Annotated in this window: 7 protein-coding genes; 5 read left to right on the top strand and 2 right to left on the bottom strand. The window is 66.9% G+C overall.

The features are described from left to right. Both JOZ00_RS23190 and JOZ00_RS23185 read right to left on the bottom strand, forming a co-directional pair. The coding region (locus JOZ00_RS23190) for a nitronate monooxygenase (RefSeq protein ID WP_293348667.1) at positions 1-963 on the bottom strand (963 nt) is incomplete at its 3' end. A gap of 62 nt (positions 964-1,025) precedes the next feature. Continuing rightward, a complete protein-coding gene (locus tag JOZ00_RS23185) occupies positions 1,026-1,595 on the bottom strand; it encodes a carboxymuconolactone decarboxylase family protein (RefSeq protein WP_293348664.1) in 570 nt (189 codons plus the stop codon). A gap of 680 nt (positions 1,596-2,275) precedes the next feature. On the opposite strand from JOZ00_RS23185, the gene pks2 reads away from it, so the two are divergent. The 5 genes from pks2 to JOZ00_RS23160 all read left to right on the top strand — a co-directional run bounded on the left by pks2 (position 2,276) and on the right by JOZ00_RS23160 (position 13,014). Beyond that, positions 2,276-8,548, top strand: a complete 6,273-nt coding sequence (pks2, locus tag JOZ00_RS23180; RefSeq protein ID WP_293348661.1) for a sulfolipid-1 biosynthesis phthioceranic/hydroxyphthioceranic acid synthase — start codon at positions 2,276-2,278, stop codon at positions 8,546-8,548. A gap of 87 nt (positions 8,549-8,635) precedes the next feature. Further along, positions 8,636-10,060, top strand: a complete 1,425-nt coding sequence (locus tag JOZ00_RS23175; protein WP_293348670.1) for a condensation domain-containing protein — start codon at positions 8,636-8,638, stop codon at positions 10,058-10,060. 24 nt (positions 10,061-10,084) lie between these two features. Further along, positions 10,085-11,311 (top strand): glycosyltransferase, encoded by a 1,227-nt coding sequence (locus JOZ00_RS23170; RefSeq protein ID WP_293348658.1) that lies wholly within the window; start codon positions 10,085-10,087, stop codon positions 11,309-11,311. A gap of 3 nt (positions 11,312-11,314) precedes the next feature. Continuing rightward, entirely contained in the window at positions 11,315-12,040 is a 726-nt protein-coding gene (locus JOZ00_RS23165) for a GAP family protein (RefSeq protein ID WP_293348655.1), read from the top strand. A 20-nt stretch (positions 12,041-12,060) separates the two neighbouring features. Further along, positions 12,061-13,014 carry an FkbM family methyltransferase gene (locus JOZ00_RS23160; protein ID WP_293348652.1) on the top strand — a complete coding sequence of 318 codons (954 nt, stop codon included), beginning with the start codon at positions 12,061-12,063 and terminating at the stop codon, positions 13,012-13,014. Positions 13,015-13,152: the final 138 nt, after the last annotated feature.

Below are 13,152 nucleotides of genomic sequence, written 5' to 3'. Positions count from 1 at the left end.
CGAGCGCTGGATGCGCTCCTGAGCCTCGGCGACCAGGGCGCTCTGCAGCGGCATCGGGAGCGGGGCGGGGGCGTCGGGGCGCTCCCACTCGTCGGTCCACGCGGTGCGCAGCATCCGGGCCGGCTTGCCGGTCATCGAGCGCGAGCGCACCGTGTCGGAAGAGCTTGCGGCCAAGAACTTCTCCTTCACCACCGGCACCGTCTCGGCCTCCTCGGTGGTCAGCCACACCGACCCGCACCACACACCCTCGGCGCCCAGCGCCAGCGCGGCGGCGACCTGGCGACCGCGGGCGATGCCGCCGGCGGCGAGCACCGGCGTCGGCGCGACGGCGTCCACGACTTCGGGAACCAACACCATGGTCGCCACCTCGCCGGTGTGGCCACCGGCCTCGGTGCCCTGCGCGACGATCAGGTCGACACCGGCGGCCGCATGCCGCTGCGCGTGGCGGGTGGTTCCGGCCAGCGCGGCCACCAGCACGTCGTGGCCGTGAGCGCGCTCGACCAGATCCGCGGGCGGCGGCCCGAGAGCGCTGGCGATCAGCCGAATGCGGTGGGCGAAGGCAACTTCCAGCAGCGGCTCGTAGCCCTTGGGCGAGATGTTCAGGCCGCCCGCCGACGCGTGCGACTCCTCGGCGGGTGCCGTGATGCCGTAGCGGGCCAGCAGTTCCTCGACGAACGCCCGATGCTCCTCGGGCAGCAGCGTGCGGGCCTGTTTGCTGTCGATTCCGCCTTCTTCGGCGCCGACGTATTTGGGCGGCAGCAACAGGTCGACGCCGTAGGGCTTGCCGCCCGTCTGCTCCTCGATCCACGTCAACTCGCTCGTGAGCCGCTTGGGACTGTGCGCGACGGCACCGAGGATTCCAAACCCGCCGGCATTGGTCACCGCCGCCACCACGTCGCGGCAATGGCTGAAGGCGCAGATGGGAAACTCGACGCCCAGCATTTCAGCGACTCTGGTCCGCATGCGCAGGACGCTAAGAGTTACTCATTGATAAGTCAATGGGTTTCGCGCGAAACCCGGGTTGGCTACGAGTCCGGTGATCGACCGTCGGGCGGCCAACTGGACACGCCTTCCTCCAACGGCACACCGAGGCTGTGCAGAATGGACGCGATCATTCGCCACGCCCCGATGGCGGTGACGAGCTCGATGAGAACCGTTGAGTTGCCTTCGAATTCGCGTTCGCACGCCGCCCAGCTCGTGGCACTCACCGCGCCGTCGCGCACCACGTCATCGGTAGCGGCCAGCACGGCTCGCTCCGTTGACCCGAACTGGTCGTGGCTCTGCCAGTCGCGCACTCCGAGCAGATCGTCGGGCGTCACGCCCAGTCTCGACGCCACGCGCCAGTGCTGAGTCCATTCGTAGTCGCACGCGGTGAGCCAACCGATCCGCATGATCACCAGCTCGCGCAGCCGCGGGTCCAGGGTCCCGTGCCAGAGCATCGTGGCAAGCAGATCGTTGATCCCGCGCGCCAGCGTCGGATGGTTGAGCAGCACTTGGAAGATGCTGAGTTCGGCCATGTAGTCGGGCACGGCCGCTTCGTCGGCCGCGGCCCTGGCTTCGTCGAGCGGCAATTTGGGCACGCGCGCTGTTGTCATCGTATGAGCACTCCGGATATAGGCGGAACGCCGTCGCGTTCATCGGCAATGGTAGCCAGCGACTACCCGCTGTCTTCGAGGAGTACATCGAGGTGCGGGGTTTTTCGAACGAAAAATGATCGAAACCGCCAGGCCGAACGCGCATAATCCCTCCCACGTCGCGCGTTCCGGCAGCCGGTTGCTCGAACAGCCGCGCGGGCCGCCCGCTGGACACCACCTGTCATGACGATCACCTGGGCGGAAACTGGTTTGCCAAACCCGACGCCGCTAACACGACCAGCACCTTGCTTTTCTGCGGATTCTCCGACGATGCGTATTACGCGAAACGCCATAATTTGCTTGTCCGTAACGGTCGCGATCTAATCGACTCGAGCACTAGGCCGATAGCCGTGCTCTTTACACGGTGCGCGGGGGCATTCCACCGTCGGGGCTTAGGGAGGGAAATTCTTTGCTATCCCGAGAATGGTTTGATTGCCAAGTTGCAACGATTTCACAAACCCGCTATGACCTTTTTATCCCTGCGGCATCGTGGTCACGATCCTTTGCCCAGTGGCGGGATGCCGGTCCGGAATGGCGGCAAGCGACCGCGTCGATGCTGACCACCCCGTGTTCTTTACGGGCCTAATTGGAAACGATTATCATTACCGACACTATCCGCCGCCCACATGAGGTGAACGACTGTGAATGAGACTCGGGTGACCCCGGTTGCCGTCATCGGGATGGCCTGCAGGCTTCCCGGAGGGATCGGATCCCCCGAGCTTTTGTGGGAGGCGTTGCTACGCGGCGATGATCTCGTCACCGAAATCCCGCTTGACCGTTGGGATGCCGACGAACACTACGACCCCGAACCCGGCGTGCCCGGACGCTCCGTATGCCGATGGGGAGCATTCATCGACGACGTTGCGGGCTTTGATTCGGAGTTCTTCGGGATCAGCGACCGCGAGGCAACCGCGATCGATCCGCAACACCGTTTGCTGCTGGAAACCTCGTGGGAGGCCATGGAGCATGCGGGTTTCAACCCGGCAACGGCGGCCGGCTCGCGAACCGGCGTGTTCGTCGGCCTGATGCATGACGACCACACGGTGCGGACAGCGGACGCGGGCGCGCTGCAGGAGCCGTACGGGTTCATGGGCAACAGCTTCGCCGTGGCATCTGGGCGGATCGCCCATGCCCTGGGGCTACACGGGCCGGCACTGACGGTCGACACTGCCTGCTCGTCCGGGCTGGTCGCCGTCCACATGGCATGCCGCAGCCTGCACGACGGTGAAAGCGACCTCGCACTGGCGGGGGGCGCCACGGTGCTGCTGGAGCCGCGGAAGCTCGCCGCGGGCTCGGCACAGGGCATGCTGTCGGCCACCGGACGATGTCGCGCGTTCGACGCCGACGCGGACGGATTCGTGTCCTCCGAGGGCTGCGCCGTGGTGTTGCTCAAACGGCTGCCGGATGCGCTGCGAGACGGTGACCGGATCCTGGCCGTGGTGCGCGGCACCGCAGCCAACCAAGACGGCCGGACGGCCAGCATTGCCACGCCGTCGGCAACCGCGCAGACGGCGGTATATCGGGCGGCGCTGGCCGCGGCGGGTGTGGACCCAGGCAGCGTCGGCATGGTGGAAGCGCACGGTCCCGGCACTCCGGTCGGCGACCCCATCGAATACGCCAGTCTGGCCGAGGTTTACGGCACCGAAGGTCCGTGCGGTCTCGCGTCGGTGAAGACCAATTTCGGCCACACCCAGTCGGCCGCAGGAACATTGGGCCTGATGAAGGCGATCCTGGCCTTACAGCATGGCAAGATACCACAGAATCTGCACTTCACCCGGCTGCCCGATGAGCTTGCAAAGATTGATACTAACCTCTTTGTGCCGCAAGAGAATACGGCGTGGCCGACCAACGGCCGGCAACCTCGGCGCGCGGCCGTCTCGTCGTACGGCGTGTCGGGCACCAACGCCCACGCCATTGTGGAGCAGGCGCCCACAGCCGCGGCGCGCGACGACGTCAAATCCACGGCAGAGGGCCCGCTGTTGTTCACCGTGTCATCGAGCTCCGCGGATGGACTGCGGGAAACCTCCAAGCGGCTGGCGGGCTGGGCGCAGGAACGCGCCGACTCGGTGGAGCTGACGGACCTGGCCTACACGCTGGCGCGGCGGCGCGGTTACCGGCCGGTGCGCACGGCGGTGATCGCCAGCAGCGCCGAGGAGCTGGCCGAGGAGCTGCGCAGGGTCGCCGACGACGACACTCCGTACCGGGCCGCGCTCGGACGCGACGACCACGGGCCGGTGTGGGTGTTCTCGGGCCAGGGTTCGCAATGGACTCAGATGGGTGCCGAGCTGCTGGCGAACGAACCGGTGTTTGCTGCCACCGTCGCCGAGGCGGAGCCGGTGATCGCGCGTGAATCCGGATTCTCGGTGACCGAGGCGATGTCGGCGCCGCGCGCGGTGACCGGGATCGACCGGGTGCAACCCACCATCTTCACCATGCAGGTCGCGCTGGCGGCCACGATGAGGTCCTACGGGGTGCGACCGGGCGCGGTCATCGGACATTCCCTCGGCGAGGCCGCTGCCGCGGTGGTCGCGGGAGCGCTGTCGCTGGAAGACGGGCTGCTTCTCATCTGCCGCCGTTCTCGGCTGATGTCACGGATCGCCGGTGCCGGCGCCATGGCTTCGGTGGAATTGCCCGCCCAGCAAGTGCTTTCGGAACTGATGGCCCGCGGCATCGACGACGTGGCGATCTCCGTCATCGCCTCACCGCAGTCCACGGTCATCGGCGGTGCGACGGAGCGGGTCAAGGAGCTGGTCGCGGGGTGGGAACGGCGTGACGTGATGGCCCGCGAGATCGCCGTTGACGTCGCGTCGCATTCGCCCCAGGTCGAGCCGATCCTGGATGACCTGGCCGACGCACTCGCCGATCTGAACCCGATGACGCCGGAGGTCCCCTACTACTCGGCGACCCTGTTCGACCCGCGCGAGGAGCCGTTCTGCGACGCGGAGTACTGGCTGGACAATCTGCGTCACACCGTCCGGTTCGGGGCGGCCGTGCAGGCCGCGCTGGAAGACGGCCATCGCGTGTTCGCTGAGCTGTCGCCGCACCCGTTGCTGACCTATGCCGTCGAGCAGACGGCCGCCAGCCTCGACATGCTGGTGGCCTCGCTGGCCGGCATGCGACGCGAGCAGCCACTGCCGCATGGGCTGCGCGGCCTGCTGGCGGACCTGCACAGCGCCGGCGCCGCGGTGGACTTCTCGACGCTGTATCCCGATGGCCGGCTGCTGGACGCACCGCTGCCGGCCTGGACGCACCGACACCTGCTGCTCGGCGGCGACGGTCAGGACCATCGGCCGCAGACCGGGTCCACGGTCGCCGTGCATCCGCTGCTGGGTTCCCACGTGCGTCTGCCCGAAGAGCCGGAGCGGCACGCATGGCAGGCCGAAATCGGAACCGCGACGCTGCCCTGGCTGGCCGATCACCAAATACATGGTGTGGCAACACTTCCCGGCGCCGGCTATTGCGAGATGGCGCTGACCGCGGCGCGCGCCGTCCTGGGTGACGCCTCCGAGGTTCGCGATGTCCGCTTCGAGCAGATGCTGCTGGTCGACGACGAGATGCCGGTATCGACGCTCGCGGTGCTGACCTCACCGAGTGTCGTCGAGTTCACGGTGGAGACCTTCGGAGAGGGCGAACGGGTGCGGCGGACCGCGGCGACCCTGCACGCGGCCGATCTCGCGGAGCAACCGGCCGCGTTCGACATGCCCGCGTTGCTCGCGGCCCATTCATCCCGCACGGAGGGCGCCGAGGTGCGACTGCGCTTCGACGAACGCGGTGTGCAGTACGGCCCCGCCTTCACCGGCCTTGCCGCCGTACACACACCGAGCGAAACGGCCGCCACGGTGCTGGCCGAGGTCGCGTTGCCGGCAACCGTCCGTTCGCAGCAGGGCGCCTATCGAATTCACCCCGCCCTCTTGGATGCCTGTTTCCAATCGGTCGGGGCGCATTCCGAAATCCAGAGCGCTGGTGAGACCGGCCTCCTCTTGCCGTTGGGCGTCCGCAGGATTCGGTCCCACGCCTCCGCCCGCACGGCCCGCTACTGCTACACGAAGATGGTCAGGCGGGTCGGTATCGGATTCGAAGCCGACCTCGATGTACTGGACGAGCACGGGACCGTTCTGCTGACCATGCAGGGGCTGCAGATCGGCACCGGTGCCCCCGAGGGTGCGAATCGCGATCGCGTGCTCAATGAGCGACTGCTGACCATCGACTGGCAACGTCGCGAGCTTCCCCAGGCGCAGGCGCACGACGCCGGGAGGTGGCTGCTGATCAGCACCTCCGCTACGGCGGACGTCATGGCCACCAGGCTGACCGACTCGTTGAAGCTGCTGGGCGCGGAGTGCACGACCATCTGCTGGCCACAGCGTGCCGACCACGCCGCCAACGCTGAGCTGCTGCGCAATCAGCTTGCCGCGGGCGGATTCACCGGTGCGGTCGTGCTCACGGGGCCGAAGAACGGCAACCCGGATGACGAATGCGCCACGCGCGGTGGCGAATACGTCCAGCACCTGGTGCGGTTGACCCGCGAACTCGCCGACATCCAGGGCGAGCCTGCGCGGCTGTATGTCGTGACGAGGAACGCCCAGACGGTGCTCGACGCCGACGCCGTCAACCTCGAACAGGGCGGGCTGCGCGGGCTACTGCGGGTGATCGGCACCGAACACCCGCATCTGCGAACCACCCTCATCGACACCGACGAGCACACCGAAGCCGATCAGATCGCCGGACAACTGCTCAGCCGATCAGAGGAAGACGAAACGGCCTGGCGCGGCGACGAGTGGTTCACGGCGCGTTTGCACATCAGCCCGTTGCGCCCCGAGGAACGGCGCACCACCATCGTCAGTCATGAGCACGACGGGGTGCGGTTGGACATCCGGAACCCGGGCGACTTGCAGACGATGGAACTCGTTGCCTGCGAACGCATTCCACCCGGTCCGGGCCAGATCGAGGTAGCGGTCACCGCGTCCAGCATCAACTTCGCCGACGTCCTCCTCGCCTTCGGCCGCCACCCGAGCTTCGACGGGCACCTGCCACAGCTGGGTACCGACTTCGCGGGTGTGGTGACCGCGGTCGGGCCCGATGTCGCCGACCACAAGGTCGGTGACCGTGTCGGCGGCCTCTCCCCCAACGGCTGCTGGGGCACGTTCGTTACCTGTGCTGCCGCGATGGCGGTCACACTGCCCCCGGGCCTGGCGCCCGCGCAGGCGGCCGCCGTGACCACCGCGCACGCCACCGCCTGGTACGGCCTCAACGATCTCGCTCGCATCAAGGCCGGGGACAAAGTGTTGATCCACTCCGGCACCGGCGGGGTGGGTCAGGCCGCGATATCGATCGCGCGGGCCGCCGGAGCGGAGATCTTCGCCACCGCGGGCAGCCCGAAGCGTCGTAAAGTGCTGCGCGACATGGGCATCGAGCACGTCTACGACTCACGCGGCGTCGAGTTCGCCGAACAGATCCGCAGCGACACCGACGGGTACGGCGTCGACATCGTGCTCAACTCGTTGACCGGTGCCGCACAACTCGCCGGCCTCAAATTGCTGGCGCCGGGTGGACGGTTCGTCGAGATCGGCAAGCGTGACATCTACGGCGACACCAAGCTGGGGCTTTTCCCGTTCCGTCGCAACCTCGCGTTCTACGGCGTCGACCTCGGGTTGATGTCGATCACCCATCCCGGTCAGGTGGCGGAGTTGCTGAGCACGGTGTACCGGCTCACCGCAGACGGTGTGCTGCCGATGCCTCAGAGCACGCACTACCCGCTTGCTGACGCGGCCACCGCAATCCGGGTGATGAGCGCCGCTGAACACACCGGCAAGCTTGTCCTCGACGTCGCGCGGTCCGGTGAGAGTGGCGCCGTGCTGCCGCCGGATCAGGTTCGGGCATTTCGCGCCGACGGTTCCTACATCATCACGGGCGGCCTGGGCGGCATCGGGCTGTTCCTCGCCGAGAGATTGGCCGCGGCGGGCTGCGGGCGCATCGTGCTGAACTCGCGCTCGGCGCCGAGTCGACGGGCGCAGGAAACCATCGAGCTGGTCCGGGCCATCGGGTCGGACATCGTGGTGGAATGCGGCGACATCGCCCAGCCGGAAACGGCGGAGCGGCTGGTGGCGGCGGCCACCGCCACCGGGCTTCCCGTCCGCGGCGTGCTGCACGCGGCGGCGGTGCTCGAAGACGCGACACTGACCGGCATCACCGATGAGATGCTCCAAAGCTGTTGGGCGCCAAAGGTCCATGGTGCTTGGAACCTACACCAAGCCTGTGGGGACCAGCCCCTGGACTGGTTCTGCTCGTTCTCCTCGGCGGCCGCGCTGGTGGGTTCGCCCGGTCAAGGCGCCTACGCCGCGGCCAACAGCTGGCTGGACGCCTTCACCCACTGGCGACGGGCCCAGGGTCTTCCCGCGACCACCATCGCGTGGGGCGCCTGGGGCGAGATCGGTCGTGCCACGGAATTCGCGGAAGACGCAGGCGCCGTCATCACTCCGGACGAGGGCGCATACGCATTCCAGAAACTGCTATCCCACGACCGGGCGTACGCGGGGTGTGCGCCGGTGATCGACGCACCGTGGTTGACCGCGTTCGCGCAGCGCAGCCGGTTCGCCGAAGCGTTCCAGTCCATGGGCAAAAACGCAACGTGCACAACACGATTCCTGGCCGAACTGAATACGCTGCCCCACGACGAGTGGCCCACCCGGCTTCGGCGTCTGGTCTCCGAGCAGGTCAGCCTCGTCCTTCGCCGCAACGTCGACCCCGATCGGCCGCTGTCGGAATACGGCCTCGACTCGTTGGGCAATCTCGAAGTACGCACGCGTATCGAAGCCGAGGCAGGAGTGCGGATCAAATCCACGGACATCACCACCGTTCGAGGTTTGGCCGCTCACCTGTGCGACGCACTGGCGGACCCGGAGACAGTTTCCGTATGACAACCCCGGCGGCGTCGTCGCAGTGTCCGCTGGAAGTCGCACCCGGAGCATAGGAGAGGGACCGTGGTCTTAGTAGGCAAAGTGGAAGTGGGACCCATCCACCAGTGGGCACCGGCCACGGGCTCCGTTGTCAGTTGGCACGCATCGCCTGCGTCGCTCCAGAAGGCCCGGCAGGCACCGAAAAGCCCAGTGCCCGCCAGCTACCAACAGGCCCAACACATCCGGCGCTTTTGCGACAATGCCGGCCGGGGCATCGATATGTCACGACTGCTCACCGCCGGCTGGGACATACCCGGCCAGTGCGACATCCGCGTCATGACGCACGTCATCAACACACACCTTCGCCGGCACGACACGTACCACAGTTGGTTCGAGTACGGAGACGACGAACGCATCGTCCGGCGGACGCTGCCCGAACCCCGCCATATCAAGTACGCCCCGATCAAGCATGGCGAGATGTCGGCGCCCGAGGTGCGAAGCCTCATCCTCGGCACCCCGAATCCGCTTCGTTGGGACTCCGTCCGCTTCTTGGTGATTCAGTACGCGGACCATTTCACGTTTTGCGTGTGTGTCGACCACCTTCACATCGACGCGATGTTCGTGGGCGTGGGATTCATGGAGATCCACCTGATGTACGCCACCTTGGCGGCCGGTCGCGCGCCGGTCTCGCTGCCACCGGCGGGCAGCTATGACGACTTCTGCGTTCGGCAGGGGCGGGCGTTGGCCGCGCTGACCGTGGAGTCCCCATCGGTGCGCGCGTGGGTCGATTTCTTCGAGGCCAATGGTGGCACCCTGCCGCAATTCCCGCTGCCGCTGGGCGATCCCGGGCAGTCGGTTCCCTGCGACATGTTGAGCGTGCAACTGCTGGACGAGCGACAAACAGCACGGTTCGAATCCGCTTGCCTGGCGGCGGATGCGCGTTTCAGCGGTGGCGTGTTCGCCTGCGCCGCCCTGGTAGAACACGAGTTGACCGGCGCCGCAACATATCACGGGATCATCCCCGTCGACACCCGCAGCACTGAGGCCGAGTTCATGACGACGGGCTGGTTTGTCGGCTTCGTTCCGGTCAGCGTGCCCGCGGCCGGATCCTTCGCCGATACAGCCCGCGCGGCGCAGACGTCCTTCGACGCGGGTAAGGACCTCTCGCGCGTGCCGATCGAGCGAGTGCTCGAATTGGCACCGTGGCTCAGGATGCCGAAACGGGGTGCTCCCCTGCTGTTTTTCCTCGACGCGGGCGTCCCTCCCCTGTCCGCTCTGGTCAATTCACACCTCGAGGGTGTCAATGCCAGGCTCTACCACGACGGCCGGATTCCGTCGCAAGTCGCCATCCGAGTCAATCGGCTGGAGAACGAAACCCAGATGGTCGTGTTGTTCCCGAATAATGCGATCGCCCGCGAATCGGTGATCCGCTTCATCGAGGCGGTGAAATCCGTGTACAGCCGTGTCGCCGACTATGGTGGCGCGATGAAACCTCAACGCCTCGGCGCTGGAATCCAGCCCCAATTGGCTTGACGGCAGCAGGGGCAAGAGAAGCAAATGAAATTTGCTCTGGCCGTCTACGGGTCTCGCGGCGACGTGGAGCCGCAGGCCGCGGTCGGTCGGGAACTGCTGCGCCGAGGACACGACGTGCGCATCGCGGTCCCGCCCGACCTGCGTGGCCTGGTCGAGGCGACCGGGGTCACCGCGGTCGACTACGGGCCCGACACGCGTGACGTGCTCTTCGGTAGGAAGACGAACCCGGTTCGATTGCTGTCCAACTCCAACGGGTTCTTCAGCCGCACCTGGGCACAGATGGGCGCGACGCTGGCGTCGGTGACGGACGGAGCCGACCTGCTGTTGACTGCCGTGGCCCAGCAGGGCCTCGCCGCCAATGTCGCTGAATACCATGGCATTCCGTTGGCCACGCTGCATTACCTTCCGGCGCGGGCCAACGGCCAGCTGCTGCCGAGTGTGCCATCGCCGTTGATCCACTCCGCGATTTCGGCGTTCTGGTGGGTATATTGGCGCACCACCAAGCACGCCGAAGAGGCGCAGCGTCGCGAGTTGGGCCTGCCGAAGGCGACCGGGTCCTCGACGCGACGGATCGTGCAACGCGGATCACTCGAGATCCAGGGCTACGACGGGCTGTGCTTTCCGGGGCTGGTGGCCGAATGGGCGCGCTGGGATGGCCGGCGGCCCTTCGTCGGTGCGCTCACGATGGAGCTGCCGACGGACGCCGATACCGAGGTCCTGTCGTGGAGCGCCGCCGCAACGCCGCCGATCTACTTCGGCTTCGGCAGCCTGCCGGTCAAATCGCCCGCCGATACGGTCGCGATGATCGGCGCGGCCTGCGCGCGGTTAGGCGAGCGAGCGCTGATCTGCTCCGGCGCGAACGACTTCAGTGGCATCCCCCACCCCGACCACGTCAAGATCGTGGGAGCGGTGAACCATGCGGCCGTCTTCCCCGCCTGTCGCGCCGTCGTCCATCACGGCGGCGCGGGCACCACGGCCGCGGGGATGCGAGCCGGAATCCCAACCTTGGTCCTGTGGATCAGGAACGAACAGCCGCTGTGGGGAGCTGTGGTCAAGCGTTTGAAAGTCGGTGCCGCTCAGAGCCTCTCGAGGACCACCGAGAAATCGCTCGTCGCGGCGCTGCGGTCCATTCTGCGACCGGAATACGCCGCCCGGGCCCGGGAAGTCGCCGAGAGAATGACCAAGCCCGCCGTCAGTGTCGCGGTGGCGGCTGATCTTCTGGAGAGCGCCGCTCGCCGAGGGGCGATTTAGCGGATGGACACCGTCATCGCGATGGCGCTGATAGCGGCGTCCAACCCGATACGTCTCGGCATCGCCCTGCTCTTGATTTCGCGACCGCGGCCCATGCTCAACCTGTTCATGTTCTGGCTGGGAGCCATGACCATGGCGACCACCGCGGGCCTGGGTGTGCTGACAGTGATGCACCGATTCGACCCGACGTTCATGCAGTCGATCTCCGTCCAGGCTGCGGGCCCGGGTGCGCAGCGCACTCAAATCGCGGTTGGGCTAACCATTCTCGCGGTCTTGGCATTGATTGCCGTGGCCTCTTCGGTCCGGCGCACGCGGACCCCGGTCACCAGTGGCGGTCCGCCTGTGGAGGAGGCGCGGACGAGCAGACCCGGCGCGTTCGCCCGGCTCCGGGACCGTGTCCTGAATGTGTTCAAAGGCGACTATCTGTGGGTGGCGTTCGTGGTCGGTCTCGGCTCCGGATTCCCCGCCATCGAGTATCTGGTGGCGCTCGCGGCCATCGCGGCCTCGGGCCAGTCCATCTTCATGCAGTTCAGCGTTGTCATGATGTTCATCGTCGTCATGCTTTGGGTGATCGAGATCCCACTGCTGAGCTACTCGGCGACGCCGGCGCAAACGCACGCGTTCATGCTGCGGTTGCACGATTGGGCGTTTCCTCGCCGATGGCGGATCATCGCCACCCTCGTTGCGGCAGAAGCGGTTTTCATGGTGGCTAGCGGACTGGCCGGCTGACAATGATCGAGGCGAGGATCGTGGGGCTGTGGCGCGACTATGTGCGGTCGTTGCGCACGGAGAAGGAACGCGTCGGCGTCGTCGAACGCTGGATGCGGGCGTTGGCGCTGCTAGTGCCATTCCTCGCCGCGGTGGTGCCGCTCTGGATCCGCGCCGCAGTGTGGGGTCCGTTGACCCTCGACGGCACCACGGAGGATGGCCTTCATTTTCGGTGCCGGCTCCCCGACCTGATATCGACGTATCTCTACCTGTTCGGAACGTGGGAACCCGACCTGGCGGCATTCGTGCGTCGTCGGCTACGACCGGGCGACACCTTCGTCGACGTCGGCGCCAACATCGGGTGCCTGACCGCATTGGCCGGCAGGCTGGTCGGTCCACGCGGCACTGTGGTGGCGATCGAACCCTCTCCGGCAATCGTCGCGGCGTTGCAAGAGACCGTCGCCAGAAACGATCTCGCGAACGTCCGCATCGTCGCCGCGGCGGTATCCGATCGCGATCACGAACTACCGCTGTTCGCGGGGCCGAGCTCCAACGTCGGCAAGACCAGCACCGTCGCCCACCGCGGATCCGTCCGCGAACAGGGGCGCGTGCGGGCGGCGCCGCTCGGTTCACTGGTAGACCACGAGCAGCTGGCGACCGCGCGTCTGATCAAGATCGATGTGGAGGGCGCCGAGGACCGCGCGCTCGCGGGCATGGTGGCATCCGTCGACGCTCTCGCCCCCGAGGCGGAGTTGCTCGTCGAGCTGTCGCCCCGTTGGTGGGCCGACCCGGGGCTGCGACCTGTCGACGTGCTGCGACCTTTCCTTGACCGCGGCTTCCACGTCTACCAGCTGCCCAACGACTACCGGGCGTGGCGCTACCTATGGCCCCGGGACGTCGAGGCACCCCGGCGGCTTCGCGACATCGCGGTACTGAACCGGCGCGTCGCGCGGCTCGACCTCGTGCTGTCACGCACCGACGCCGACGCGCTATGACCTAGGGCGTTCGGACAGAACAATCAGTCGATCACGCCGGTCAGACCGAACTCCGACAGCGTGCGCGCCGCCAGCTCACGCAACTCATCCTTGGAGTCCTTGCCGTCGAGTTGGTAGGCGACGACGGCGATGAAGACC

Origin of the sequence: Mycobacterium sp. (assembly GCF_019243155.1) — a bacterium.
Lineage (GTDB): Bacteria > Actinomycetota > Actinomycetes > Mycobacteriales > Mycobacteriaceae > Mycobacterium.
This window is presented reverse-complemented; position numbering and strand designations above follow the sequence as displayed.